At 68.4% G+C, this 26,615-nt stretch carries 23 protein-coding genes; 14 read left to right on the top strand and 9 right to left on the bottom strand.

Going from position 1 to position 26,615, the window contains the following annotated elements; genetic code table 11:
- Positions 1 to 24: 24 nt before the first annotated feature.
- A complete protein-coding gene (locus CYFUS_RS48665) occupies positions 25 to 2,229 on the bottom strand; it encodes a (Fe-S)-binding protein (RefSeq protein WP_095992673.1) in 2,205 nt (734 codons plus the stop codon).
- Between the two features lie 416 nt (positions 2,230 to 2,645).
- Here CYFUS_RS48665 and CYFUS_RS52125 point away from each other — a divergent pair, with 416 nt between their 5' ends.
- From CYFUS_RS52125 to CYFUS_RS48645, 5 genes are all read left to right on the top strand, one after another.
- Positions 2,646 to 2,807 carry a hypothetical protein gene (locus CYFUS_RS52125; RefSeq protein WP_002627733.1) on the top strand — a complete coding sequence of 54 codons (162 nt, stop codon included), beginning with the start codon at positions 2,646 to 2,648 and terminating at the stop codon, positions 2,805 to 2,807.
- A gap of 306 nt (positions 2,808 to 3,113) precedes the next feature.
- Positions 3,114 to 4,355: a vWA domain-containing protein gene (locus tag CYFUS_RS48660; RefSeq protein WP_095991456.1), complete on the top strand. Its 1,242-nt coding sequence runs from the start codon at positions 3,114 to 3,116 to the stop codon at positions 4,353 to 4,355.
- Positions 4,356 to 4,466: 111 nt separating this feature from the next.
- Positions 4,467 to 6,713: a protein-disulfide reductase DsbD family protein gene (locus tag CYFUS_RS48655; protein WP_095991455.1), complete on the top strand. Its 2,247-nt coding sequence runs from the start codon at positions 4,467 to 4,469 to the stop codon at positions 6,711 to 6,713.
- 46 nt (positions 6,714 to 6,759) lie between these two features.
- Entirely contained in the window at positions 6,760 to 7,356 is a 597-nt protein-coding gene (locus CYFUS_RS48650; protein WP_095991454.1) for a thioredoxin family protein, read from the top strand.
- A 163-nt stretch (positions 7,357 to 7,519) separates the two neighbouring features.
- Entirely contained in the window at positions 7,520 to 8,779 is a 1,260-nt protein-coding gene (locus tag CYFUS_RS48645) for a Gfo/Idh/MocA family protein (protein WP_095991453.1), read from the top strand.
- 2 nt (positions 8,780 to 8,781) lie between these two features.
- On the opposite strand, the gene CYFUS_RS48640 is transcribed toward CYFUS_RS48645, so the two are convergent.
- The 3 genes from CYFUS_RS48640 to CYFUS_RS48630 all read right to left on the bottom strand — a co-directional run bounded on the left by CYFUS_RS48640 (position 8,782) and on the right by CYFUS_RS48630 (position 12,725).
- Entirely contained in the window at positions 8,782 to 10,122 is a 1,341-nt protein-coding gene (locus CYFUS_RS48640) for a hypothetical protein (RefSeq protein WP_095991452.1), read from the bottom strand.
- Positions 10,123 to 10,177: 55 nt separating this feature from the next.
- Positions 10,178 to 12,061, bottom strand: a complete 1,884-nt coding sequence (locus tag CYFUS_RS53655; protein ID WP_232537251.1) for a hypothetical protein — start codon at positions 12,059 to 12,061, stop codon at positions 10,178 to 10,180.
- 205 nt (positions 12,062 to 12,266) lie between these two features.
- Positions 12,267 to 12,725 carry a hypothetical protein gene (locus CYFUS_RS48630; RefSeq protein WP_095991451.1) on the bottom strand — a complete coding sequence of 153 codons (459 nt, stop codon included), beginning with the start codon at positions 12,723 to 12,725 and terminating at the stop codon, positions 12,267 to 12,269.
- Between the two features lie 455 nt (positions 12,726 to 13,180).
- Between CYFUS_RS48630 and CYFUS_RS48625 the strand changes: the two genes are divergently transcribed.
- Positions 13,181 to 14,983 (top strand): M4 family metallopeptidase, encoded by a 1,803-nt coding sequence (locus CYFUS_RS48625; protein WP_095991450.1) that lies wholly within the window; start codon positions 13,181 to 13,183, stop codon positions 14,981 to 14,983.
- A gap of 283 nt (positions 14,984 to 15,266) precedes the next feature.
- Complete coding sequence (locus tag CYFUS_RS48620) at positions 15,267 to 16,169, top strand: hypothetical protein (protein ID WP_095991449.1); 903 nt, start codon at positions 15,267 to 15,269, stop codon at positions 16,167 to 16,169.
- Positions 16,170 to 16,191: 22 nt separating this feature from the next.
- Here the strand turns inward: CYFUS_RS48620 and CYFUS_RS48615 are convergent, their stop codons facing one another.
- The 3 genes from CYFUS_RS48615 to CYFUS_RS48605 all read right to left on the bottom strand — a co-directional run bounded on the left by CYFUS_RS48615 (position 16,192) and on the right by CYFUS_RS48605 (position 18,649).
- Positions 16,192 to 16,632, bottom strand: a complete 441-nt coding sequence (locus CYFUS_RS48615) for a hypothetical protein (RefSeq protein ID WP_095991448.1) — start codon at positions 16,630 to 16,632, stop codon at positions 16,192 to 16,194.
- 95 nt (positions 16,633 to 16,727) lie between these two features.
- Complete coding sequence (locus CYFUS_RS48610; protein ID WP_095991447.1) at positions 16,728 to 17,120, bottom strand: DUF779 domain-containing protein; 393 nt, start codon at positions 17,118 to 17,120, stop codon at positions 16,728 to 16,730.
- The gene (locus CYFUS_RS48605) at positions 17,120 to 18,649 is read right to left on the bottom strand and encodes an aldehyde dehydrogenase family protein (RefSeq protein ID WP_095991446.1); all 1,530 of its coding nucleotides are present in this window, start codon (positions 18,647 to 18,649) and stop codon (positions 17,120 to 17,122) included. Before CYFUS_RS48605 ends, CYFUS_RS48610 begins: the two co-directional genes overlap by 1 nt.
- A 207-nt stretch (positions 18,650 to 18,856) precedes the next feature.
- Between CYFUS_RS48605 and CYFUS_RS48600 the strand changes: the two genes are divergently transcribed.
- The 7 genes from CYFUS_RS48600 to CYFUS_RS48575 all read left to right on the top strand — a co-directional run bounded on the left by CYFUS_RS48600 (position 18,857) and on the right by CYFUS_RS48575 (position 24,237).
- Positions 18,857 to 19,099 carry a hypothetical protein gene (locus CYFUS_RS48600; protein ID WP_232537250.1) on the top strand — a complete coding sequence of 81 codons (243 nt, stop codon included), beginning with the start codon at positions 18,857 to 18,859 and terminating at the stop codon, positions 19,097 to 19,099.
- Positions 19,096 to 19,221, top strand: coding sequence for a hypothetical protein (locus tag CYFUS_RS54255; protein WP_269770189.1), 126 nt, complete (start codon positions 19,096 to 19,098; stop codon positions 19,219 to 19,221). The genes CYFUS_RS48600 and CYFUS_RS54255 overlap by 4 nt, the downstream gene beginning before the upstream one ends.
- A 147-nt stretch (positions 19,222 to 19,368) precedes the next feature.
- Positions 19,369 to 19,602: a hypothetical protein gene (locus CYFUS_RS48595; RefSeq protein WP_198316392.1), complete on the top strand. Its 234-nt coding sequence runs from the start codon at positions 19,369 to 19,371 to the stop codon at positions 19,600 to 19,602.
- A gap of 47 nt (positions 19,603 to 19,649) precedes the next feature.
- The gene (locus CYFUS_RS48590) at positions 19,650 to 22,598 is read left to right on the top strand and encodes a DEAD/DEAH box helicase (protein WP_095991445.1); all 2,949 of its coding nucleotides are present in this window, start codon (positions 19,650 to 19,652) and stop codon (positions 22,596 to 22,598) included.
- 153 nt (positions 22,599 to 22,751) lie between these two features.
- Positions 22,752 to 23,384 carry a hypothetical protein gene (locus CYFUS_RS48585; RefSeq protein ID WP_095991444.1) on the top strand — a complete coding sequence of 211 codons (633 nt, stop codon included), beginning with the start codon at positions 22,752 to 22,754 and terminating at the stop codon, positions 23,382 to 23,384.
- A complete protein-coding gene (locus tag CYFUS_RS48580; protein ID WP_095991443.1) occupies positions 23,381 to 23,815 on the top strand; it encodes a hypothetical protein in 435 nt (144 codons plus the stop codon). Before CYFUS_RS48585 ends, CYFUS_RS48580 begins: the two co-directional genes overlap by 4 nt.
- A 29-nt stretch (positions 23,816 to 23,844) precedes the next feature.
- Entirely contained in the window at positions 23,845 to 24,237 is a 393-nt protein-coding gene (locus tag CYFUS_RS48575) for an Imm50 family immunity protein (RefSeq protein ID WP_095991442.1), read from the top strand.
- 94 nt (positions 24,238 to 24,331) lie between these two features.
- On the opposite strand, the gene CYFUS_RS48570 is transcribed toward CYFUS_RS48575, so the two are convergent.
- Positions 24,332 to 25,432 (bottom strand): sterol desaturase family protein, encoded by a 1,101-nt coding sequence (locus CYFUS_RS48570; RefSeq protein WP_095991441.1) that lies wholly within the window; start codon positions 25,430 to 25,432, stop codon positions 24,332 to 24,334.
- Positions 25,429 to 26,523, bottom strand: coding sequence for a phospholipase D-like domain-containing protein (locus tag CYFUS_RS48565; RefSeq protein ID WP_198316391.1), 1,095 nt, complete (start codon positions 26,521 to 26,523; stop codon positions 25,429 to 25,431). Before CYFUS_RS48565 ends, CYFUS_RS48570 begins: the two co-directional genes overlap by 4 nt.
- Between the last annotated feature and the right edge of the window lie 92 nt (positions 26,524 to 26,615).

Raw genomic sequence — 26,615 nt, 5'->3', positions numbered from 1 at the left:
GACCGAATGGCCCGGCTCCCCGCTTCACTCCGGCTTGGCGCTCACCACGCTGCTCGGGGCCACGGTGCCCGCGCCCTGGCGGACCTCCATGGCGTCGGCGACCAGCTCGGTGATGTCCTTCACCTTGATGCTCTGCTCGCGGCCCGTGTCGTTCACCGCGTCGTTGAGCATCGTCGAGCAGAACGGGCAGGCCACCGCCACCACGCCCTTGCCACCCGGCTCCTTGTAGTCGCCCACCATGCCCGGCTTCTTCTTGTCCGTGGCGTCGGGGTACGGCGTGCTCGGGTCCTCGGCGTGCTTGAGCGTGAGGGCCACCTCGTTGACGCGGTTGTGGTTGATGCGCGTGCCGATGTGCTCCTCCATCCACATGCGCCCGCCACCCGCGCCGCAGCAGAAGCCCTCGCGCTTGCTGCGCTGCATCTCCACCACCTCCAGACCCGGAATGGCGTTGAGCACCTCGCGAGGCGCGTCGTACACGCCGTTGTGCCGGCCCAGGTAGCAGGGGTCGTGGTAGGTGAGCTTCTGGTTCATCACCTGGGAGAGCTTGATGCGCTTCTCCTTGAGCAACTGGTTGATGAGCTGCGTGTGGTTGATGACCTGGTACTCGCCGCCGAACTCCGGGTACTCGTTCTTGATGGTGTTGAAGCAGTGCGGGCACTGGGTGATGACCGCCTTGACGCCCATGGCGTTCCACGTCTCCACGTTCGTCTTGGCCAGCGTCTGGTACAGGTACTCGTTGCCCATGCGGCGCGCCGAGTCCCCGTTGCACATCTCCTGCTTGCTCAGCGTGGCGAAGCTCACCCCCGCCTCGCGCAAGATCTTCACCAGCGCCCGGCTCACCTTCTTCTGCTTGTCGTCGTAGCTGCCCGCGCACCCCACGAAGAAGAGGTACTCGTACGGGCCGCCGCCATCACCCCAGGTCGGCAGCGCCAGATCCTCCGCCCACTCGTCGCGCCGGTCCTGCCCGAGGCCCCAGGGGTTGCCCTGGCGCTCCATGCCCTCGAACACGCGCTGGATTTCCGGCGGGAACTCCGCCTTCACCTGCACCTGGTAGCGGCGCATGTCGATGAGCCGCGGCACGTTCTCGATGAACACCGGGCACGCCGTCTCGCACCAGCCGCAGCTCGTGCACGCCCACACCGTCTCCGCCTTGAGCGCGCTGCCGATCATCTCCGGCAGGGGCTCCACGATGCCCGACGGGCCCCGACCCTCCTCCACCCACATCTGGTGGTCCCACACCCAGTGCTTCAGGTCCTGGTTCACGCCCTTGTGCGTGAGCGGCTTGCCGGTGATGTACGTGGGGCAGTGCGTCTGGCAACGGCCGCACTCGGTGCACGAGTACAGGTCCAGGCCCTGCTTCCACGTGAGGTCCTTGATGGTCGCGGCGCCGAACTCCTCCTTCTCCAGGTTGGGCGTGGACAGCTTCGCGCTCTGGGTGGTGCGCGGATCGTCCTTGGGCGCCAGGCGCTGGAAGAAGACGTTGGGCAGGCCGGTGATGACGTGGAAGTGCTTGCCCACGGGCAGGAAGTTGAGGAACGCGAGGATGATGGCCAGGTGGATCCAGAAGCCCGCCAGGCCCAGCGCGTGGGCCACCGGGTAGCCCAGGGGGCGCATCACCATGCCGAACACGCTGGTGACGGGCTCCCACCACACGTAGTTGCCCGTGGCCAGCGGCATCGTCTGCTCGCGCGGCACCATGTGGCTGCCGCCGAAGAAGAACTCCGTCACCATCAGGCCGGAGATGAAGCCGAGGATGAGGAACGCCTCCCACGAGGGGCTGAGCCGGTCCGGCTTCACGCTGCCGCGCAGCCACACGAAGTAGGCCGAGCCCAACAGCGCCAGCGCCGCCACCCCGTCCTTCGCCAGCAGGTAGAGCTTGTAGACGAGCAGCACGCCCGGATGCTCCGCCCAGAACGGCGCCTGCAGGTTGGTGAGCACCTCCAGCGCCGTCTCGGAGAAGCCCATCACGAACATCATGATGGTGCGCAGCGCCAGCACCATGAACGCCGCGAAGATGAACACGTGCATGAGACCCGCGGTGCGCTCCTCCGGGTCCACCATGCGCTTCTGTCCGAGGCCGAATTTCAGGAGCGCGATCGTGCGCTGGGGAATGCGATCCAACCGGTTCTCCGGCTTCATCGCCAGCAGGGCGCCAATGCGCCCGGCCATGGTCATGACGAAGACGGAGACTCCGACGGTGAGCAGCAGGCCTGTGATGATGGGACTCATGGCGGTTTCGGTGAACCTCGTGGATTCGCTCGGGAAGGAGGTCCGGATGCCGCGTTGCGGCACCATGGGAAAAACCCACCCTAACAAGGTTGATTCCCGAATCAAGCACCTGTCCGGGACGGAAGCGGGGTGATTTCACTCCCGAGACGGCTCGCCCATCACTCTGATTCCGGAGCGTTGGGCGCCCAACGTCCTCCCTCCCCAGGGGTCGCCTCCCTGTTCCCCGGGCGCTCGGGAGAGCGCTCTCTCTGTTCATTGCCAGGATTTCCCCTGATTGATTGCGCGCCCAAGGTCTTTACAACGCGGGGCGTAATGCGCACCCTGGAAAGTAAATCGGTCAATCGCTGGGAAGGGGCACCACATGGTGTGGGCCCTGGATGACCGGTGGAGCCGGGCGGACACCCCGAGGAGAAGCCATGGTGCACGACGATCGGACGTACCTGGACGACGAGGGCCTGGAGTACGTGACGCTGGGAGGTGGTGAGGAGGAGCTGGATCCCACGGGCCGGGTCCAGGTGGGACCGTCGGGCCACTTGTGGGGTGCCGACGAGAGCTACGGCGGCTACGACGCCGAGTAGTGCCGCGCCCCCCACGTCGGGCGCTGGCGTGGGGGCGGTTGCATCCGGTCGGACTTCCGGTCCGGCTCCGGTCAGACGAGGTGGCCCGGGTGGGCCGGAGCGTTCCAGGCCCGAGGCTCCTGGAGCCGCATGAAGCCCCCGCCGCTGTCTGGCCTCTCCCGACAGTCTTCTTTCTCCTCGTGTGGTGAGGACCCGGCGCGGCTCCCGGACGGTTTCCCCATGCGGGGTGCGGTAGGTGATACTGGGAAGCTCTGAGGGCGGTGGCCCGCGGGGCGCCAGGGGGTGCCGCGTACGGAGGAAGACGCGATGAAGCTGACGGCCTGGGCGGTCGAGCGCGACGGGGTGATGGGTCGGGACGTTCACCTGCTCGTGACCGTGGAGGCCGAGGCGGATGCTCCCCGCGCTCCCGTGGCGGTGAACCTGGTGCTCGATCGGAGCGCTTCCATGCGGGGCGCGCCCATGGCCGCCGCGGTGGAGGCCGCGCTGCTGCTCGTCGAGCGCGCCGGTCCCAAGGACTACCTGGGCCTGCTCGCCTTCGACGGCGTGCCCGAGCAGCTCTCGCCCCTGCGCATCATGGACTCGGAGGCCCGCGCCCAACTGGTCGAGCGCCTGTCGGCGCTCAAGACGGGGCAGGGCACCGCGCTGCACGAGGCGGTGGACTCCGGCGCCGCCGCCATCCGCCGGCTGTTCGTCCCGGGCGCGCGGCCGAAGATGCTGGTGCTCACCGATGGAGAGCCCTCGGTGGGCCCGCGTGGCCTCCCCGAGTTCCGCACGCTGGGCGTCACGGTGGCCGAGTCCGGCATCTCCCTGCACGCGCTGGGGCTCGGGCGGCACTACCTGCCGGAAATCCTGGAGGCGCTCACCGGCCCCTCGGGGACGGGCTTCACCCACGTGGACGACGCGGAGGGGCTGCCCATGGCCACCGCGGCCCTGGTGGCCGAGCTCTTCGGCGAGGTGGGCACCTATGGCCGCGTCTTCGTGCGCCCCACGGGCTTCTCCGAGCTGCAGTGCCGCCACCGCTACCCGGCGCGCTCGGAAGTGGATGCGCTGAGCGTGGGGCTCGGCTCGCTGTCGCATGCCTTCGCGCGCCGGGCCCTGTTCACCGGACGCCTGGAGTCGGCCGACTGGTCGCTCGGCGTGACGACCACGTGGATGGAGAATGGGGATACGCGCCGCGTCGCCGTGCCCGTGCAGCGCGCCCTGCCGGACAGCCCCGAGGGCCGGCTCATCCGCGCGGTGGGCGTGGAGCTGGACCTGGTGGCGGCCGAGTCCGCCTCGTGGAAGGCGCTCTTGCGGCGCAATCCCCCCGCCGCCGAGCAGGCCCTGGTGACGGCCGAGTCCGCCCTGCGTGAACTCTTCGAGCTGGGCGTGAACGAAGTGCCCCCCAAGCGGCACGAGGAGCGGCTGGTGGACCTGCGGCGGGCGGTGGAGCGCAAGGGCGCCGAGCTGCCAGCGCTGCTCGTGCGCCGCGCCCGGGCCGAGGACGCGCGTACGGGATTGAGTATCGTGCAGCACCTGCTCGCCCCCAGCAGCAAGGCGGGGCGCTGAGGGGTCTGCCCACCTCCACCGGGAATGCCCGTCCGCTCGAAGGGTTGATGGGCGCCACTTCGCCGAAGGGAAGGATGGCGCAGGGCAGGCCGGTGGGTTAACGGGAGGCACATGACGCGGCCACGGGTAGGACGTTCAAGCTGGGGAGCACTTGTCTTCTGTCTGGGAGGGCTGTCGCTCGCCTCCAGCGCGTGGGGTGCGCCACCTCCCGCCACGGCCGTGAGCCAGGGCGCCCTGGACGAGGGCACCCCTCGGGTGAAGGCCACGCTGCTCACGGACGTGACCGAGGTGAAGCCCGGAGACACCTTCCGGGTGGGGGTGCGCTTCGAGCTGCACCCGGGCTGGCACGTCTATTGGAAGAACCCCGGCGAGTCGGGTCTGCCCTCGGAGATCGTCTGGGACACGCCGGGCACCACCGTGGGCCCCCTGGAGTGGCCACTGCCCTCCACCCTGCGCACCGCGGACGGCTTCATCACCACCTACGGCTACGAGGGCGAGGTGCTGCTGGCCGCCGAGGCCCGGGCCTCGGACAAGGCCGAGGGCTCCCTGCAGTTGTCGGCCGCGGCGGACGTGCTGGTGTGTGAGATCAACTGTCTGCCCGCCCAGCTCATGCTCACGCGCAACGTGCCCGTGGGCCCGCGCACCGTGAAGGACGCCGAGCACGTGCCGGCCTTCGACGCGGCGCACGCGCGCGTGCCGGTGCCGACGGAGTCCACCCCCTACCAGGTGGCGCTCGCGCTGGACTCGCAGACGCTCACCACCGGCCAGCCCTTCACCGGCACCCTCACCCTGAAGGGCGCGGAGGGCGCGCCGGTGCCCACGGTGGACAAGGACTTCTTCGTCCCCGATCGCATCCCCGGCATCGCCCAGCTCGCCCTGTCCGAGGTGAAGGGACAGCCCGGCACCTTCAAGGTGGAGGGCAAGGCCTCCCTCAAGGTGCCCCCGAGCCACCCCCGCTTCCTGGGCGTGCTGCGCCTGGGGCCCGCCGCCACGCCCTCGCACGCGCTGGCGTTGGATCTGCCGCTCGCGCCCGTGGTGGCCGCGGTCCCGGCTTCCCCGGCGGCTCCCAAGGGGGTGGCCACGGCGACCGCTTCGGCCGCGGCGCCCGCCGCCGGCTCCGAGGACTTGTCGCTCGGACTGGTGTTCCTCTTCGCCTTCCTCGGTGGCGCGCTGCTCAACCTCATGCCGTGCGTCTTCCCGGTGCTGGCGCTCAAGGCCTATGGCTTCACCCGCACGGTGGGCGAGTCTCGCGGCCGGGTGGGCGCGCACGCGCTCGCGTACACCGGCGGCATCGTGGGCTCGCTGCTGGTGCTGGCGCTCGCGGTGCTGGGCCTGCGCGCGGCCGGACACGGCGTGGGCTGGGGCTTCCAGTTCCAGGAGCCGCTCTTCGTCGCCGCCGTGGCCGCGGTGCTCGTGGCCTTCAGCCTCAACCTCTTCGGCGTCTTCAACGTGGGCACCGACGGCACCGCCCTCGTGGAGAAGGTGGACTCGAGCCACGGCCTGACGCGCAGCGCGGGCGAGGGAGTCCTCGCCGTGGTGCTCGCCACGCCCTGCTCGGCGCCGCTGCTCGGCACCGCGGTGGGCTTCGCGCTCGCGCAGGGGCCCGTCACCGTCCTCGCCACCTTCCTCTTCATGGGCCTGGGCCTCGCGCTCCCCTTCTGCCTGCTGGTGCTCGTGCCGGGGCTCGCCAAGCGCCTGCCCAAGCCCGGTCCGTGGATGGACCACGGCAAGAAGCTGCTCGGCTTCGCGCTCCTGGCCACCACGGTGTGGCTCGTGTGGGTGATGGGCGGCCTCACCGGCGTGGACGGCATGGCGCGGCTGCTCGCCTTCCTCACGGTGGTGGCGCTGGGCGCGTGGATCTACGGCCTGCTGCAGGACTCCACCGGTGGGCGCAAGGTGATGGGCATGGTGGCGGTGCTGGCGCTGCTCGTCGGAGGCGGGGTCGGGCTCCTGCGCTTCGAGGAGCTGCGCGGCGCGGCGCCCCGGGAGGCCTCGGCCCATGCGTGGAGCGAGGAGGCGGTGGCCGCGGCGCTCGCGGCCGGCCAGCCCGTCTTCATCGACTTCACCGCCGACTGGTGCCTCACCTGCAAGTTCAACGAGCGCACCGTGCTGCAGCGCGAGGAGGTGCGCGCCGCCTTCTCCCAGCACAACGTGGCCTTCTTCGTGGCGGACTGGACGCGGCGTGACGCGGCCATCAGCGCGAAGCTCGCCGAGTTCGGCCGCGCGGGCGTCCCCATGTACCTGCTGGTGAGCCCCTCCGCGCCGGGCAAGCCCGAGGTGCTCAGCGAGCTGCTCACCGCCGACTCCCTCATCGAATCCATTCGCCGCGCCTCGGGCCGCGTGGCGGATGCCACCTGAACGCGTTGTCCAAGCAGTTCCCCGCAACACGAAGGAGCGCTGACCGATGAAATCCCTTTTCTCCGCTGTCGCCCTCTCGCTGTCCCTGGTCTCCCCCGTGGTGGCGTTCGCCGCGGAGACGGCAGAGGTGGGCAAGCCCGCTCCGGCCTTCTCCCTCAAGGACGAGTCGGGCAAGGAGCACTCGCTCGCGCAGTACAAGGGCAAGATCGTCGTCCTCGAGTGGACCAACCCCGACTGCCCCTTCGTGAAGCGCCACTACACCGCCAACACCATGCAGAAGACGTTCGGCGGCTATGACGCCCAGAAGGTGGTGTGGCTGGCGGTGGACTCCACCAACACCAACGCGCCCGAGAAGTCCGCCGCCTGGAAGAAGGAGAAGGGCTTCACCTATCCCGTGCTCCAGGACCCCAGCGGCCAGGTGGGCAAGCAGTACGCCGCCAAGACGACGCCGCACATGTACGTCATCGATGCGCAGGGCGTGCTGCGCTACGAGGGCGCCATCGACGACGACCCGCGCGGCAACAAGAAGGCCGGCACCCCCACCAACTACGTGAAGGGCGCCGTGGACGCGCTGCTCTCCGGCAAGCCCGTGCCCTCGGCCACCACCGAGGCCTATGGCTGCTCGGTGAAGTACAAGAGCTAGCGGCCAAAGCCCACGGTCCGACACTGACTCGCGTGGGGTTGTCGCTCAGCCCACGCTCCCGCGTCCCTCCCGCGATTGTCGCTGGAGGGGCGTGTGCGTATCAGGTGCTCTGCCCTCATTCCAAGACGCGCCGCACGCGTCCCCACCATGAGGCAGGCACGACATGACCTTCGACGAGACCCGGCGCTGGACCCGACGCAGGCTGTTGGAGACGACGGGAGGACTGCTCGGCGCGGGGCTCTGGCTTCCCGAGACGGCCCTGGCGGCCGCGGGCGAGGTGAAGCTGCCGCCCATGAAGGCCTCCACCGAGGTGGAGTCCCCGCTGCCCACACCGCAGGAGCCCGACAAGCGCGTGGGCTTCGCCATCGTGGGCCTGGGCCGGCTGTCGCTCGAGGAGCTGCTGCCCGCCTTCGGCGAGTGCAAGAAGGCGAAGCTCGTGGCGCTGGTGAGCGGTGACGAGGACAAGGCGCGCACCGTGGCGGCCCAGTACGGCGTGTCCGAGAAGAACCTCTACGACTACAAGAACTACGACGCGCTCAAGGACAACCCGGAGGTGCAGGTCGTCTACATCGTGCTGCCCAACAACATGCACGCCGAGTACACGGTGCGCGCGGCCAAGGCGGGCAAGCACGTGCTGTGCGAGAAGCCCATGGCCAACAGCGTGGCCGAGTGCCAGCAGATGATCGACGCGTGCCGCGCGGCGAAGAAGCAGCTCATGGTGGCCTACCGGCTCCAGTACGAGCCGCACCACCGGGCCACCATCCAGCTCGCGCGGAGCAAGAAGCTCGGGGCGCTCAAGCTCTTCAGCGCCGACAACGGACAGAACCAGGCGCCGGACGCGCAGTGGCGACACAAGAAGGCCCTGGCGGGCGGCGGCGCGCTGCCGGACGTGGGCATCTACTGCCTGAATGCCGCGCGCTACCTGAGCGGCGAGGAGCCCGTGGAGGTGTGGGGCTCCATGTACAGCACTCCCGGCGACGCGCGCTTCAAGGAGGTGGAGGAGAACTTCCTCTTCACCCTGCGCTTTCCCTCGGGGCTCATCGCGCAGTGCACCACGGGCTACGGCCATCATGAGAGCCGACGCCTGCGCCTGATGGGCTCGGAGGCGTGGGTCGACATGGATCCCGCCTTCGCCTACAGCGGTCTGCGCATGCGGATTTCCCGCAAGTCCCCGGAGGACCCCAAGGCGTCGGACACCGTGGAGCGCAGCCTGCCCCAGTCCAGCCAGTTCGCCCGGGAGATGGATCACTTCGCCGAGTGCGTGCAGAACAACCGCCAGCCGCACACGCCCGGGGAGGAGGGCCTGCAGGACATGCGCATCATCGAGGCGCTCTACCGCGCGGCGCGTGAGGGCAAGTCGCAGAAGCTGGAGGCCGTGGCGAAGCAGGACGCCTTCCGCGGACCAGCGCCCTTCGAGGGATAGCGTCAGCCCCGATGACGCTCGGCCACCCGGTAGAGCTGGGTGAGGGAGGAGTCGAGCAGCGCCTGCCGCGAGCGCAGGGAGTGGCGTGCCCGGGCGAAGGGCAACCAGAGGCGGGAGCCCACGCGCACCTGGGCCTCCTCGAGCTTCTGGCGCGGGAGCCATTGGCCTCCCAGGTGACGTACCAGGACTTCGCCCAGGTACGCGCCCAGGGCGGGCACCGCGTGCGCGTCGATGGCCTCGCGCGGACGGCTCGTCGGGAACTCCTCGCGCCAGAGGTAGAAGTCGACGTCTGTGAGCGACTCGGGCGTGGCGTCGAAGACGGAGGGCACCTCGGTGTGCAGCAGCGCCACGAGGTGCTCGGCGAGGAGGCGATAGTGCGCGCACGCGCGCGCTGGGTCCTCCACATCCGGGGGCAGGGCGGAGTCGGCGAGGCGCCACTCCTCGGGTTCGGGGGGCCGCCAGGTGTTGAGCTCGGCGATTGTGCGCTGGCGCTGGTGACTGGCGACGTGGTCCACCACGCGGGAGAGGAGCGGAGCCACGTCCGGGTGGAAGCGGGGCTGCACGGGGGCGAGCGTGGCGCTGCGCTCGCGCAGGGTGCGCAGCACGGAGTCGAAGTCCAGGTCCGGACGGAGGTGGACGTGAGCGCGAGCCTGGGCGAGGCGGGCCTCGTCGCAGGCGAAGTCCGTGGCGGTGGGCCGAGTCACCAGCAGGACGCAGCCGTTGGGCAACTCCTCCACCCGCCAGGCAGGAGTGGACAGCACGCGCTCGCGGCCGATGGTTTCCACCAGCTTCGGACCGAAGACGTTGAGCCAGAACACCTCGTAGACCTTGTCGAACCCGTCCCGGTACCAGGTCTGCTTGTCGCGGCCGAAGAGGGGTGCGTTTGTCAGTCTCGTATCCGCCACGCTATGGGCCGCGGCATGGGTGACGGGGTAGCGACAGGCCCAGGCGCGCACCATTTCCACGAATTGGCGACAGCGCTCCTGCTCCGAGAAGAAGGAGAGTGGTTTCACCTCGATGCTCATGTCCAGCATGGGAGGCCGGGGAGGCAGTCTGAGCCAGAGTGTCATGTCCAACGCGGGCCACTGCGTCCGGTAGAGCCCGAGGGCCGTGCTGTTCTCGTTATGCTCCTCCTCCAGGGCTTTCCAGATGGCGGCACGAGCGTATTTGCGTCGACGCTTGCCTTCAGCGACGTCTGGCATCCACCCGTCGGCGTACTTCTCGAGTGCTTGGAGAAGAGGCTCCAGTTCGCCCTCCCGTGCTGCATGCGGATCGAACGCACCTTCGAATAGGAGCTGGAGGCTGTCTTCCGGCTTCAAGTCATGCACGCTCAGCCGCTTCATTGGAACAGGATCTCCACTCCCGGAAACGCGCTCTCCGCTTCTCGCATGGCGGCGTTCAGGTTGTTGACGTTCGTGGGCTCGAGTTCGCCGCCCTCATAGATGAGGCGGACGCGTTGGACGTGCCCTGCCTGAGAAAGGGCTGGAGGGAGTCCCGGCGGATGTCCACGGTCTCTCCGTATTTCCACAGCGCTTCCTTGGCATCCTCAACCATCTGCGTCTTCAACGCTTTTCCGTCCAGCCGCGCGAGATTGCGGCTCTTGAAGCTGAATGTCTCGACGCGGACTGAACCTCCAGCGAGCGCGCCTCGTTCGATGATGAGTACATCCGCATAGCGCAGGACTCCCTCCGGCTTCTTCACGCCCACGTACCTTTGGATGAGCGGCTTGTGGAAGTCTCCGAGGAAGCGGCGCTGTGCACGAGGCAGTTTCGCGTCGGCCTCCAGCAGCGCCACCATGCGGCGCTCGAAGACCAGCCCCCGGGTGAACCATCCCCAGAGCTGCTCGTAGGACGCCCAGCGCAGAGGCGCCTCGGCGGCCTTGCCCTGTTTGATGTCCCCCAGGCGCTTCTCGTAGTAGGCGACGTACTCCCCCCAACGTGGGTTGCCCTCGGCTCCGAGCGGCGGCGCCGAGAGGGCGGGCCGTTGCTTCTCCAGCACCGCCATGTCCCTGGGCAGACGCGGGCCCGGGGCCTCCAACTCCGCCAACTCCAGCCTGGCTTCCACCACCTCCCGGGTGAGGCCCGCCCCCTCGTCCACCAGCGAGGCCAGTCCCCCGAGGCCCGTTCCCGTGCCGCTCCGGGCCGCCGAGGCGCCTGTCGCTCCAGGCCGGGCCCGGGCCATCATGGCCTGGGCCTGGAGCACGTTGCCCCGCGCCTCGCGCAACGCCAGGGCCGCGTCCACTCCGCCCACGGCCACCAGGCGGCCCGCTTCCCGGCTGGCGCGGATGTGCCCGAACACCTCGCGCATCCCCTCCACGCCCAACAGCTCCTCCAACCGCCACGCCATCTCCTGGAGGCCCCTGGCCCGAGACTCCAGCACTTCCAGTCCGCTCCCCACCCGCGTCCCCACTCCCGAGACACCGTGGGGCTCGGACAGCCAGCGCGCCCCTTTGCCTCCCGCGTACAGCGTCACCACCAGGGCCGCGGGGGCCAGCTCGCGCACCGCCTGCTCGTAGCGGCCCTGGGCCAGCTCGTACACCCCATGGCCCGTGCCAGCCACCAGCCCGTAGAAGCCCAGCGGCACGCCGAAGGTCATGTGGTCCACGACCCCCATCAGCACAGGGCCCGGGGAGAACCGCTGCTCGAGCTGCGCCTGTTCCACCGCGTCGAGTGCCCGCTGGTAGGGCGGTGGCAACTGCTCCTTGAGCGCCTGCAACTCCATGAGCCGCGAAGAGGCCCCCTCCACCAGGGGAATGGTGGCGAGCGCGTCCTTGCCCGCGCGGGCCAGGCCCCGGCCCAGGTCGCTCCATGCGAAGTCCCGCTCCGTGAGGGCCGAGGGGTTGATGCCCCTCGCCTCCAGCGCCGGGCCCAGGGAGGGCAGTTGCTCGAGCAGCTCCGTGAGCCGCTTGTCCTGGGCGAGCAGGAGGAGGATGTCTTTCAAGTCATCGTCATGACAGGAGTCGAGGACGAAGTGGGCGAGCACCGCGGTGTTGGCGGCGCCGTAGCGCTCCAGGGATTGGAGGAGGAACACGGTGCGCTGGCGGTTGAGCGGGCCGGAAGCCTCCTCACGCACGGGACCCCGGGAGCCGAGTCGCACGGCGCTCCAGGCATCCAACCGTGCCACCAGCCGGGGCATGTCCACGCGCTGCTGCAAGGCGAGGAAGTCGCTCGGCGAGGTGCAGGAGAGGAAGGGCGCCAGGAGTGTCTGGGCGTCGTCGGAGGAGAAGTCAGGCCAGCCGGGAGGCAGGGCCTGGTCGCCGCGAGAGGGTGTTTCCCCGGGCATGCTCTCTTGGGAGGAACGGACAACCCGAGGGAGGCCACCTGCTCCCCCGATGGTCTCCGGGTGGAACAGCAGGCTCCCAGGTAGCGAGCCCGTGGCACAACCCATCATGAGTAGGACAGAGGCGAAGACGGGAAGAAGTGCGTGGGTGTTCAGGCGGGCCATCTCCCCAGAAGCTGCCCAGGATACGGAACTCCGTGCCCGGGCGTCACCTCGCGTACAGCCAGACGCCCAGCCCCACCGCCACCATCGCGAGCGCCACCAACGCGGCGCGCACCCGACCGGAGCGTGAGCCCCACCGCCCCCGCCGCTCCACCGGCTTCGCGAGGAGGTGCTGGTACAGCCGCTCCTTGTCCTCTACGCGCGCGATGGCCTGGGTGATGAGCCGCAGCGCATCGGCCACCTCCTTCGTCGGGACGGGCCCGTCCGAGCGCTCCACCTTCATCTTCACCGAGGACTCCTCTCGCCCGCCGGAGAGGCTCACCTCCCAGTCGCTCTGGAGCAGCCCCTCCAGGTGCTTCTCGGGGAACAGCAGCACGGTCCGCGCGCCCGTGTGGACATGGTGCGCCAGGTACAGGCGGCCCACCCCGCTCCCCATCAACTCGAGCCGCTCCCCCAGCAGGTACGGCCCCACCCGGTCCCCCGGCGATTCCTTCTCGTCCGACACGCGTCTCTCCTCGTCTGGCATTCATGCCCAAGGGGCCAGATTCGACCTCCCAAGTCAAGGCGCGCCACGTGCCCTCCGAGGTCGACTCGATGTCCTGGATGGGTGAGCACCACCCGACATTCCAGGTAGGTCCGAGACCGCACCGGGCCCCATGTTGGACGGCGCGGGCCGGCCCATCACCTCTCCTGATGACGCGTGTCATCACTCCCCGAAGCGTTGTCACCAGGGCCCTTCCACCCCCTTCCCCGAGGGGGCTTCACCGCTTGTCGTGGTGACTCCTGTTACCAGGCTGTTACCCGGTATCTGCTGTCTCCGGCTCGGCGCTCTGAATGAAATCAATGGGTTGTATCATCCAAGCCCCTGACGCGGTGCGTGGCACACATCATGCTCTATGTGGCGCACATCAACTACACGGGGTGAGCCCCTCCCACCTCGGACCAGAAAGCCCCACTGCCATGATCGTCTCCAACAAGCAGACCCCGGTCGCCTCACCCCTGTCCCCCGCCGTCCCCGCCGCCGCGCCCCAGGCGCCCGTCGCCGCCCCCAAGAGCCAGCAGGCTCCCGCCGCCGCCAAGGGCTTCGAGTCCGGCTCGACCTTCGCCACCGCCGCCCGTCCCGCCGTGGCCCTCTCCGCCTCCGCGGCCTCCTCCGCCAGCACCGGCCCCCTGTCTCTCGACAGCCAGGAGGCGAAGGCCGCCATCCAGAAGTCGCTCGACTTCCTCGGGGGCTCCACGCGCGGTGTGGTCTCCTCGCCGGGCGCCGCCTCCTCCGTCACGCCCCGCCAGGTGTTCAAGGACGAGCTGGGCATGACGCACGTGCGCCTGGACCGCACCCACGAGGGCACCAAGGTCTTCGCCGAGCAGGTCATCAGCCACCTGGACAAGGACGGCAAGGTGGCCGACGTCACCGGTCAGCTCTCCAGCATCCCCAAGGGTCTGGGCTCGGCGCCCGTGAAGCTCGAGGCCAAGGACGCGCTCGCCATCGCCCAGAAGCAGTTCGCGGGCTCCACGGACCGCGCCCCCACCTCCGAGCGCGTCGTCGTCAAGGGCAACGACGGCCAGTACCACGCCGCCTACCACGTGCAGCTCAGCAACACCTCGAGCTTCAAGGCCGACCAGGGGCCGCGCCGCATGAACTACCTGGTGGACGCCAACACCGGTGAGTTGCTCAAGAGCTTCAACCAGATGGGCGGCATCGAGGTGCCGCACGCCAAGGCGGGCCCGTCCACTCCGACCACGCCCTCCACGCCTTCCACTCCCTCCACCCCGGTCGCGGGCAAGGCGGATGACACCACGCTCTACAGCGGCAAGGTGGACCTCTCGACCACGAAGCAGGCCAATGGCTCCTACACGCTGGAGGACAAGAGCCGGGGCGGAGGCGTGGTGACGTACGACGCGAAGAACAGGTCGACGGCCAGCGGCACGACGCCCTTCACCGACGCCAACGACGTGTGGGGCGAGGCGGGCGACAACGCGCGCACCAAGGCGGCGGTGGACGCGCACTACGGCGCGGAGATGACGTACGACTTCATGAAGGACGTGCTCGGCCGCAACTCGCTGGATGGCAAGGGCGAGAAGCTCGTCTCCTACGTGCACGTGAACGAGCAGGACGGCGGCGCCATGGTCAACGCCTACTGGGACGGCGAGAAGATGAACTACGGCGATGGCGACGGGAAGAACGCCGGTCCGCTCACCACGCTGGACATCGCGGGCCACGAGATCGCCCACGGCCTCACCGAGCGCACCGCGGGCCTCATCTACGACGGCGAGTCCGGCGGCCTCAACGAGTCCTTCAGCGACATCATCGGCTCGGGCGTGGAGTGGTACGCCGCGCAGAAGAACAAGTCGGTGGAGTTCGACTGGAAGGTGGGCGAGGACGCGTGGACGCCGGCCAACGGCACCGGGGATGCGCTGCGCTACATGGACGATCCGACCAAGGATGGCTACTCGGTCGACCACTACAGCAACTACCCGAAGCAGACGGAGGTGCACGGCTCGAGCGGCATCGCCAACAACGCCTTCTACCTGGTGACCGAGGGCGGGAAGAATCGCACGTCGGGCCTGGGCGTGGACGGCGGCATCGGCATGGACAAGAGCCAGAAGATCTTCGGCCGGGCGCTCACCACGTACATGACGCCCAACACCACCTTCGCCCAGGCGCGCGAGGCCACCGTCAAGGCGGCCACGGACCTGTACGGCGCGAAGTCGGTGGAGGTGCAGAAGGTGAAGGACGCCTGGACGGCGGTGGGCGTGAAGTGAGTCGTTGAGCTGCCCCCCACCTGGACGTGACGAGCGCCTGGAGCCGCGAGGTTCCGGGCGCTCGCCGTTTCTGCCGAACGGCTGTCATCACTGGTGACTCCAGTCATCAGGGGACCGGGGAGGCGCCGTGATCCGCGCCACTGGGACGAACGCGCAAACCCTTGTTCCCACGAGACTCCCCGCTTCACGGTCCGCCGCCGGAGCATGGCATGCGTACTGCATTACCCCTCGGCATCGCTGTCTTCGACTCTCTCCCGAATCGCCTCCCTCCCTGGAGCCGCCCGTGTCCATCTCCTCCCTCAAGAACAACCCCGCCGCCCTGCTCAACACGCTGAGCCAGCTCACGGGTTTGCAGGCCAGCGTTTCCCAGGGGCAGGGCAAGATCAACGCCCAGCTGGCGAGCCAGTTGTTCCAGTCCATGTCGCAGCTCGCCGGGGCGCTCCAGCAGATCAAGTCGACCCTCGGCCAGAAGGACTCCTTCGCGCCCCAGATGGGCCAGGGCGTGCCGCAGCAGGGTGTGGGTGCACCCCAGGGCCAGTCCAATCCGCTCGCGCAGCTCGCGCAGATGCTCCAGGCCCTGCAGGGTCTGCTCAATGGCGGTGGCCAGGGCCAGCTTCCGGGCGCCGGTCAGCAGCTTCCGGGCGCCGGTCAGCCGCAGCTTCCGGGCGGCAACACCGCGCTTCCCTTCGGAGACGCCGCCTCCCTGCTGAAGAACCTGAAGACGGAGCAGGGCGCGCTGCTGGACAAGATCGCCCAGGGCGTGCGCTCGGGCAACATCACCTCGCAGGAGCTCGGCCAGTTGATGCAGGGCGTGCAGCAGTTGGCCGCGGCGACGAAGAGCGCGTCGGCGGACGGGCAGATCACCGCGGGTGAGGCGGCCAACCTGTCCCAGATGAGCATGCAGAACGCCCTGAACACCAAGGCGGCGTTCGAGAACAACTCGAAGTCCTTCTTCGCGCCCTTCAATCCGGTGGCCCAGACCCAGGCCCAGCAGCTCGGCGCCCTCAGCCAGGGCGTCAAGCAGGGCAGCATCAGCAACGGCGAGCTGAGCATGCTCGCCCAGGAGCAGGGCGCGCTCGCCGACGCCCGGAGCCGCTCCTCCGGCCTCCAGGACACCGGCAAGCTGATGATGGCGCAGCAGATGCTCAACGCGAACATCCAGCTCGCGCGCCTCACCAACCTGTAACCCGCTGCTCGGCGGACCCGCGTCAGGCGACCAGGTCGCTCGCCCGCGCGCGCAACTGGAGGAGGAGCTGCTCGGCTTCCTCTTGCGTGGCGGTGAAGTGGATGGTCGCCAGCGATTGCTCCGCCTCCTTCTCCGTGGACCCGTCCAGGTGGGCCGCGATCACCACCCCCTTGATCAACGCCTTGTGGACGAGCCGCGCCCCGAAATAGACGGTGGCGTGGAACCACTCGGAGCGCATGTTCTCGCTGAGGTAGAGCCGGACTTCCGGCTCGAGCGGCTCGGCTTCGCTCATGCTGCCCAGCACGTACAGGCGCACCTGCGTGCCCAGCTCGCGGTAGATGTCGACCATTCGCGGGGCGTCCTCCAGGGTGAGCACTCCGTGGAAGTCGATCCGCAGGAGGTCTGGAGGCTCGAAGCGGAGCGTATGGGTTGCAATCCTCCACTCGCGAGGGCCGGGCGTCATTCACTCTCCAGGAACGAACACCCAGTCTATCCCAACTCCGCCTCCCCCCGAGTGCTCCCGGTGGGCATGCACCTCGGGGGGAGAAGGTAGGACTCTCAGTCTGGCTGGGGGCCCCGGGGCGGCGGCCCCTCCCGCTGGAGCGCGGCGTACTCGTCGTCCGTGAAGACCCGGGAGCGGATGAGGAAGCGCACCCCCTCGGGGGCCTCCACGGAGAAACCGCTGCCACGTCCCTTCACCACGTCCACCGTGAGGTGGGTGTGCTGCCAGTACTCGAACTGGGAGCCACCGATGTAGAAGGGCGTGTCCACGATGGTGCCCAGGTACACGTCCTCCTGGCCCACGCGGAACTCCTGCCGGGGAAAGCACATGGGCGCGCTGCCGTCACAGCACCCTCCGGACTGATGGAACAGGAGGGGGCCGTGGAGGCCCTGCATCTTGCGCAGCAGGGCCTCGGCGGCGGGCGTGACGGTGACGCGCTCGGTGGGCATTAGAAGAACCCCATGGGCTTGGGGTCGTAGCTGACGAGCAGGTTCTTCGTCTGCTGGTAGTGCGAGAGCATCATCTTGTGCGTCTCGCGGCCGATGCCCGATTGCTTGTATCCGCCGAACGCCGCGTGCGCCGGGTAGAGGTGGTAGCAATTGACCCACACGCGGCCCGCCTGGATGGCGCGGCCCACGCGGTAGGCGGTGTTCGTGTCGCGCGACCACACGCCGGCGCCCAGGCCGTAGAGCGTGTCATTGGCGAGCGCCAGCGCGTCCTCCATGTCCTTGAACTTCGCCACCGACACCACCGGGCCGAAGATCTCCTCCTGGAAGATGCGCATGCGGTTGTGGCCCTCGAAGATGGTGGGCTGCACGTAGTAGCCCTCGGCGAGCGCCCCGGACAGGGTCGCGCGCTGGCCTCCGAGCAGCACCTTGGCGCCCTCCTTCCGGCCGATGTCGAAGTACGAGAGGATCTTCTCGAGCTGATCATTGGACGCCTGCGCGCCGATCATCGTCGCGGTGTCCAGCGGGTTGCCCTGGACGATCTTCCGGGTGCGCTCGATGGCCTTGTGCATGAAGTCGTCGTAGAAGCTCTCCTGCACGAGCGCGCGCGAGGGGCAGGTGCACACCTCGCCCTGGTTGAGGGCGAACATGCTGAAGCCCTCGAGCACCTTCTGGGCGAAGTCATCGTCCTTGGAGAACACGTCCGCGAAGAAGATGTTGGGCGACTTGCCGCCCAGCTCCAGCGTCACGGGGATCAGGTTCTCGCTCGCGTACTGCATGATGAGCCGGCCGGTGGTCGTCTCGCCGGTGAAGGCCACCTTGGCCACGCGCTTGCTGCTGGCCAGCGGCTTGCCCGCCTCGATGCCGAACCCATTCACGATGTTGAACACGCCGGGAGGCAGGAGGTCGCCCACCAGCTCGGCGAACTTGAGGATGGTGACGGGGGTCTGCTCGGCGGGCTTGAGCACGACGCAGTTGCCGGCGGCGAGCGCGGGGGCCAGCTTCCACGCCGCCATGAGCAGGGGGAAGTTCCAGGGGATGATCTGCGCCACCACGCCGAGCGGCTCCTGGAAGTGGTAGGCGACGGTGTCCGCGTCGAGCTCCGACAGGCTGCCTTCCTGGGAGCGCAGGCAGCTGGCGAAGTAGCGGAAGTGGTCCACGGCGAGCGGCAGGTCCGCGGCGAGCGTCTCGCGGATGGGCTTGCCGTTGTCCCACGTCTCGGAGACGGCGAGCATCTCGAGGTTCGCCTGCATGCGGTCGGCGATCTTCTGGAGGATGTCGGCGCGGGCGGCGGGCGAGGTGCGGCCCCAGGCGGCGCGGGCCTTGTGGGCGGCGTCGAGTGCCTTGTCCACGTCCTCGGCGGTCGAGCGTGGCACCTCGCAGAAGGGCTTGCCGGTGACGGGGCTGATGTTCTCGAAGTACTGGCCCTTCACGGGCGGTACGAACTCCCCGCCGATGTAGTTGCCATAGCGGGGGAGGTACTGGACCTTGCTGCCCTTCTGACCCGGCGCTTCATAGATAGTCGACGACATGCGGACCTCGGGGATGGGGGGTAATGGGTGGTGATGAGAAGACAGACATGCGGGAGGGAACCCCTCCCATCAACGCCGCACATGAGAGCATCCGCTCGCTCGCCATGCAAGCCAGCCAGGGAAGCCCAGGGATGCGAGGGCCCGCCCGCTTGTCCGCTGATTCGCTTCACGGCGCTTCGCGTCAGGGGGCGTGACTAGGATTTCCGCATGGACGTGCGCAAGAAGCTGGAGATCCTCGCCGATGCCGCCAGGTACGACGCCTCGTGCTCGAGCAGCGGCGGCCAACGCAAGGCGGCGAAGGAGGGGCTCGGCAGCGTGGAGGGCATGGGCATCTGCCACAGCTACACGCCGGACGGCCGGTGTGTGTCATTGCTGAAGATATTGCTCACCAATTTCTGCGTCTATGATTGTCAGTACTGCATCAATGAGAGCCCGGACTACACGATGTGACGGCGGACCAACGGCCCACGGGGCTGTTGGACTCGCACCGGCTCTCCGAGCGGGTGACTCCGCCCGCCACGCAGCTCTCCCTGTTCACCGCGGCCCACGAGGCGCGCACGGGAGAACTCTGATGCGGGTGGAGGTGGGGCCGGACCTGGAGTCCTTCCGCGCGGCGGCGCGGGGGTTACTCGTGCGGGGCGTGCCTCCGGAGCGGGTGCTCTTCACTGAGGAGCGGGACGCGCAGGGCTCGCTGCTCGCGCCGGAGGCGGTGCCGGCGAGTGTGCCTGTGGCGGGGCTGGCGGGTGCCCCCGGCGTTCCTGGAACTGGCGGAGAAGGTGGCCTGTCACTGCCGGGGGCAGGTGTTCGAGACGCCCTGGGCGGAGGCGTGGATGGCGACATTCCACCCCTCGGCGCTCCTGCGCATGCCGGACGAGCGGGCACGGGTGAAAGCCCGGCGGCACTTCGAGGAGGATCTGCGCAAGGTGGCGGACACGCTGCGCTCGCTCGGGTGAACGCCCGGGTTGCGCGGCGCACGCCGGGAGGGATAGGAGCACCTCCCATGTCCGCCTTCGCTCAGTTGTTGGAAACCGTCCGGAAGGAAGCCCGCCCTGGTATCTGGACCGTCGGGGTGAACCTCGCCCGCTCGGGGGCCGTCGCGCTCCAGAAGCGCACGGACAAGGAGCTGCAACTTCGGGTGAAGGCGCCCGGGCGCACCGTGGCGCTCACCGTGTCGCTCTACCCGGCCGATGATGTCTGGGAATGCGACTGCCCGAGCCAGGTGGATCCGTGCGAGCACGTGGTGGCCGCGGCCATCTCCGTGCAGCAGGCGGAGAAGCAGGACGCGCCCATGGAGGTGACCACGGAGCGCTGGTCGCGCGTGGTGTACCGCTTCTCCCGCGCCGAGGGGGGCCTGGCGCTCCATCGGGAGATCGCCCACGCGGACGGGAAGACGGAGCCGCTGGAGGACAGCCTCGCCTCCCTCATGGCCAGACCCGCCCGCGCCGCGAAGCTCCAGGTGGAGCAGTCGGATCTGCTCGCGGATCGGCTCCTGGAGAAGCGTGTCCGGGGCGCCCTGCCTCCCGAGCGTCTGGAATCCCTGCTCAAGGTGCTCGAGGGGGCGCGCAACGTGCTGCTCGATGGGATGCCCATCGCCGTCTCGGAGGAGATCGTCTACCCCCGCGCGTTGGTGGAGGACAAGGGCGGGCAGTTCGTCATCACCGTGGCGAAGGATCCGCGCATCACCGACGTGGTGAGCCCGGGCGTCGCCGTCTGTGGCGATGCACTGGCCCGTCTGGGCGAGACGAAGGTGACGGGCGCGTGGCTGGAGAACCTGCCGAACACGCGCACCTACCCGGCCGAGCAGATTGGCGAAATCTCCTCGAAGGTGCTGCCGGAGCTGGCGAAGCGCATGCCCATCGACATGCGCAGCCGGCGTCTGCCGTCGCTCGATCGCGACCTCAAGCCGCGCATCCTGGTGGAGTTGCAGCAGTTGGAGTCGGGCCTGTCGGTGATGCCCACGCTCGTGTATGGCGCGCCGCCTTCGGTGCGCATCGACAACGGGCGCATGGTGTACCTGCGCGGCTCGGTGCCCGTGCGCGACGAAGTGGCCGAGCAGAAGCTCATCCACCAACTGCGCGACGAGCTGAACCTGGTGCCCGGGCGGCGGGTGACGGTGCAGGGCCAGGAGATGGTGCGCTGGGCGGACAAGCTGCGGCGCTGGCGGGGAGACCTTGCTGGAGACGCGGCGGGCGTGGTGAGTCCGGACATGCGGCTGGTGCCCTCGCTCCGCGTGGAGTCCAACGCGCAGGGTCCCGGCATGCCCGAGGTGCGCTTCACGCTCGACTTCCAGGTGGAGGGCGTCAAGGGCGGGCCGAAGACGGTGGACGCCGCGGCGGTGGTGCGTGCCTGGAACGAGGGACTGGGGCTCGTGCCGCTCGAGGGAGGTGGCTGGGCGCCGCTGCCCCGGGCGTGGCTGGACAAGAATGGCGCGCGCGTGGCGGATCTGCTCGCGGCGCGGCAGGCCGACGGCAAGGTGGCCGCCTTCGCCCTGCCAGAGCTGAAGACGCTGTGCGAGACGCTGGAGCAGCCGCCTCCGCCGGGGCTCGACAAGCTGGCACCGCTCGTCGAGGGCTTCGAGAAGCTGCCGGCGCCCGTGTTGCCGGCGGATCTCACCGCGACGCTGCGCTCCTATCAGTTGCAGGGCGTGAGCTGGCTGGGCTTCCTGAAGAGCGCGGGGCTCGGCGGCATCCTCGCGGACGACATGGGTCTGGGCAAGACGCTCCAGACGATCTGCACGCTGGGCCCGCGCTCGCTCGTCGTGTGTCCCACGAGCGTGTTGCCCAACTGGGCCGGGGAGCTCAAGCGCTTCCGCCCCTCGCTCAAGGTGTGCGTGTACCACGGGCCGGGCCGTGTGCTGGACGAGTCGGCCGATGTGACGATCACCACGTATGCCTTGTTGCGGTTGGACGCGGCGGTGCTTGGGGGGCGCACCTGGGACGCGGTGGTGCTCGACGAGGCGCAGGCCATCAAGAATCCGGAGAGCCAGGTGGCGCGCGCGGCGTTTGGCCTCCAGGCGAACTTCCGTCTGGCATTGAGCGGCACGCCGCTGGAGAACCGGCTGGAGGAACTCTGGAGCCTGATGCACTTCACCAACCCGGGACTGCTCGGGGCGCGCCGGCAGTTCGAGGAGAAGGTGGCGCGGCCCATCGCGGATGGGCAGAAGGGGGCGGCGGAGGGCTTGCGCCGGCGCATCCGGCCCTTCGTGCTGCGCCGGCTCAAGCGCGAGGTGGCGCCCGAGCTGCCGCCGCGCACCGAGTCCGTCATGCACGTGTCGTTGGATGAGCGTGAGCGCTCGGTCTACGACGCGGTGATGGCGGCGACGCGCGCGGAGGTGGTGGCGCTGTTGAACGAGGGCGGCAACGTGCTCAAGGCGCTCGAGGCGCTGTTGCGGCTGCGTCAGGCGGCGTGCCACTCGGCGCTCGTGCCGGGCCAGCGGGCGAACTCGTCCTCGAAGGTGCAGACGCTCGTGGAGGCGCTGGGCACGGCGGTGTCCGAGGGCCACAAGGCGCTGGTGTTCTCGCAGTGGACGTCGCTGTTGGATCTCATCGAGCCGCACCTGAAGACGGCGGGGATTGCCTTCGATCGGCTGGATGGAGCGACGGCGAACCGGGGCGAGGTGACGGAGCGCTTCCAGGGGCAGGACGGGGCGCCGGTGCTGCTCATGTCGCTCAAGGCGGGTGGTACGGGCTTGAACCTGACGGCGGCGGACCACGTGTTCCTGATGGATCCCTGGTGGAACCCGGCGGCCGAGGCGCAGGCGGCGGACCGGGCGCACCGCATTGGGCAGGAGCGGCCGGTGATGGTCTACCGGCTGGTGGCGCAGGGCACGGTGGAGGAGCGCATCCTGGGGTTGCAGGACAAGAAGCGCGCCCTCTTCGAGGCGGCCCTGAGCGAGGCCTCCACCGCGACAGCTATTACTCGCGACGACTTGCTCGAGCTGTTCGCCTGAGTGGTCTCGCAAAGGCCGAAAACAGGAACCGACACCGGCGAACTCGACGGGATGTCAGTTTCGATAGCGCCAGCCGTCGACGCGTTTCGGATGGGCGGCCGTGAAGGATGTGGCTCCTCTTCCACCCATCCTGGGTCACGAGGGGAGTTCATCATGGGGATTTTCTTCGCCGACGGACGAGAACTGCTCGAGAAGTATGTCTCGGGCTCAAGAGAGTTCTTCTCCTCCATTGAATGCCAGCTGAACGTGTACAAAGCAGAACGTGTGGGGCCTTCTGGCTTCGACCAGTTCCCGGAGGGACGTGCACTGGCCGAGCGGATGCTCCGTGACTCCATGATCCTCTCCTCGGGAGGGGATTCCCTTCCTCTGTTGCATCTGAACGATGGAGCTCGCTTCAGCATCGTGAAAAGGGAGGCCTTGAACGGATGCCTCTCTTTCGGGTCGCCCGACTCCGACTTGCGAAGGGAAGTGGACGCTCTCGAGCATCTCCGCCGGGAGTTGAAGAAACAGGCATTGCGCGAGCGTTACGGACAACCTCGTCCGCCCGGCCCACCAGCCGCTTTGAGAGACCTCTTCCACGGAAGACGGATTGACTCGAAGCTCCTCGAGTTCGTGCTGCGGCACGCGTCACACGCCTGTATTTGGAGCTGGGGGGAATTCGGGCTCTACTTCTTGAGTCTGAGCCAGGACAAGAGGGGCCTGAGCGATTTCATCAAGACCGCGGCGAGTGAACAGGGGATTGAGTTGATCGACGCCGGTTCCATCGACAAAATCCCAACCTGGTGACGGAGCTCGTGTTCGCGGTCAGGCCCGCAGGGGGAGACAGGGTGAGCGTATTCCATCTGGACGTGCATGATGCGGAAGTCGTGGCGGTGGAGAACCACCGGGAAGCGAAGACGCTGAGCTTGAGGCTGCGGATGCGCGATGGCTCGGACGCCCTACTGGCGTTTTCGGGAGTGGAAGGCGTGGAGCTGGGCCCGTTCCGCGAGCAGAATGTATTGCTCGATCTATATGTCTGGTCCGCGTCGCGTGAGGGGACGAGCGAGCGATGTCGGGAGTTGGAGCTCCCGGAGCGGTGCACGCGTGCCATCCTGGCCGGTGAGTTGGTGCTTTACGAGATTGATTCGTCCGTTGGGCTCGGTGGATACGTCCTCGCGAAGGAGGCGAGGGAGGCCAACGGGCGAGAGGTCAATCACTCAATCGAGTCTGGGCGGTGAACGGCTGGTTTCGACTGTGAGGAGTGGGCATGGCCTGGATGGATCTGCTGGGGAAAGCGGAGTTTTTCCGGAAACTGTATCCGGTCGAGCCTTCGCTGCGGAAGGTGCGAGTGCATGAGGTGGAACTGCTTCAAGATGGTCCCACGGTGTTCCTCCGATTCGATTTGAACGATTTTCCCTCCGCGCCTCCCTCGAAGTGGCTCAACGCGGGCGCCAATACGGCACATGTGAAGTTGCTGTGTAGTGGTGTGCTTGGCTTGGAGATACAGGGATGGACCACCAACAATCTTGCGGACATCGACATCTCGAGGCGCGAGGAGGGCGGCCTGATATTGACGGCCTCGGCGGAGGGTTTCCGCTTCAAGGGGGTTTTTAAATTCATCTGGGTGGATTCTATCTCGGGCTATACGCAGAAGGTTTGAGCCCTGACGTGCCGATGCGAAGGGCTGCTTCCTGGTGTGGGCTTCCGGTAAGCAGCCCTTACCCTGATCAACCTTTCGAACGGAGTCGTGGAACTCAGAGCGCCGCGATGAGCAAGGGCACCGCCGCGAGCCGCAGGGCCTCTACGGGGCGTGCCCAGCGCCGGCCCTCCAGCACGCCCCCGAGTCCTCCCAGCGAGGCGAGGAACCAGGCCACGAACGCGAGCCGCACGGCCGGGGACAGGGAGGAGATCCGCACCTGGAACGCCAGGATGAGGGCCAGTGACAGACTGCCCACGAGCAGCACGTAGAGCGCCACCCGTCGGGGGGCATGCACCTCGAAGCGCGGCCTGTCGGGAGGAACGTCGAGGGAGAGGGCCTCCACGCCGGGAGGACTCCACTCGGGGGGCATGAACGGCACCTTGAGCTTGTCGAGGAGGCGGGGCGTCTTCCGGATGGTGGCCACGAGTTCGCGGAAGGGGGTCAGCGCGGCCACGAGCGGATTGAAGGTGCTCACGGGTTTGACGGTGCCGTAGGTCACCCGTTCACGCTCGGCCTCGAAGGTGCCGAACATCCGGTCCCAGATGATCAACATGCCGCCGTGGTTCTTGTCGAGATAGCGGCCGTTGCAGGCGTGGTGCACGCGGTGATGCGAGGGCGTGACGAAAACCCACTCCAGGGGTCCGAGCGTGCGGATGAGCTCGGTGTGGACCCAGAATTGATAGAGCGTGTTGAGCGCCACGGCGGTGGCGAACATGGCGGGCGGGAAGCCCAGCAGCGCGAGCGGCAGGTAGAAGACGCGGGAGAAGAGGGGCTGGATGGGGCCCTGCCGCAGGGCGACGGACAGGTTGTAGTCCTCGCTCTGGTGGTGGGGCGCGTGGGCGGCCCAGGTCAGATGGATGCGGTGCGAGGCGCGGTGGAACCAGTAGTAACAGAAGTCGGTGCCGAGCAGCAGCACCACCCAGGCCCACGCGGACGTGGACGGGATGTCGAAGAGGCGCAGCGAATACAGCGTCACGTAGGAGCCCGCGAGCAGGCCCGCGCTCACGGCGGCGAAGACCGTCTGGGCCGTGCCGAGGCACAGGTTGGCGAAGACATCCGCGCCGCGGAAGACGCGCCGGTGCTGAAGCCGTCCGCCCAGCCACTCGACGGCCATCAAGATGAAGAACAGGGGCGTGGACAGGAGGATGAGGTTCATGGCGAGCCGCTGATGTTGGGCGCGGTGTACGTTGCGCGGGGATCCACGACCGAGGCATACGGGCTCGTCCAGTTGTCCGAGAAGAAGCGCTCGAGCTGACGAGCGAAGGCCTGCCCCTCCACGATGACGCCCACGTTGCGGCTCTGGGTGAAGTAGTCCTTCTCCCAGTTGCTCGTGCCCACCCACGCCCGCTCGCCGTCCACCACCAGGTACTTGGCGTGCACCACGCGCGCGAAGGGAACGAAGCCTCCGGACCAGGGCGGCACGGTGAACAGCTTCACCGTCAATCCCGGCGGGGCCTGGAGGGCTTGAAGACCCTCGATGGTGCCCTTGCGCTGGCTCCAGTCCGCCACGAGCAGTTCCACCGTCACCCCACGCGCCGCGGCCCGCTTCAGCGCGTCCTCGAGGTCGGTGAAGACGCTCCCATCGCGTCCCTTCGTCTTGTAGGTAAGCACCTGCACCCGCACCGAGCGCTTCGCGCCATCGATGAGTCCCACCAGCTTCGGCAGGTCCCACGTACCGGGGTCGGGCAGGTAGCCCTGGGGGCTCAGCGCGGGCGTCACCGACACCTCGCCTCCCTCGACGTGGGCGGAGAACGGGCCCGCCGCCGAGGTGGACACAGTGGGCTTGGGCTCTCCACCCGCGAGGGCCCAGTCCTGCTCGAAGACGTCCGCGAGCGCGCGCACGACGCTGGGGACACGCACGCGCAGGCCCAGCTCCTGGATGTGCTCCAGCGAGCGCCAGTCGAAGTTCTGGCTGCCCAGGTACGCCTCGCGCCCGTCCACGACGAAGTACTTCGCGTGCAGCACGCCGCCCATGGAGGCGGCGGTGTCCATGCGGCGCACGGTGATGCCCGGCCGCTTCGCCAGCCGCTCGAGCGTCTCCGGGTAGGTCTTCGCGAACTTCTCCTCGGCGAGCACGCGCACCTTCACGCCCCGGTCCGCCGCGGCCTCGAGCGCTTGAATCACCGTCTCCAGGCGGCTGCCCGGCGCGTTGCTCAGGTAGAACTCGGCGAGGTCGATCGAGCGCCTGGCCCCGTTGACCATCTCTGGCCAGACCTCCCAGGCGTCGGGGATGTCTGGGTGATCCATCCGCGCTTCTACCGGGCTGCTCTCCACGAGCACCAACTCGGGGCCGTCGGTGGGGCGAGGAGTGGGGTGCACCGCCCGGGTTGGCGTGGTGC

Origin of the sequence: Cystobacter fuscus (genome assembly GCF_002305875.1) — a bacterium.
Taxonomy (GTDB): Bacteria; Myxococcota; Myxococcia; order Myxococcales; family Myxococcaceae; genus Cystobacter; species Cystobacter fuscus_A.
Note: the sequence above shows the minus strand (reverse complement) of the source record. Positions and strands in the feature narration are given on the sequence as shown.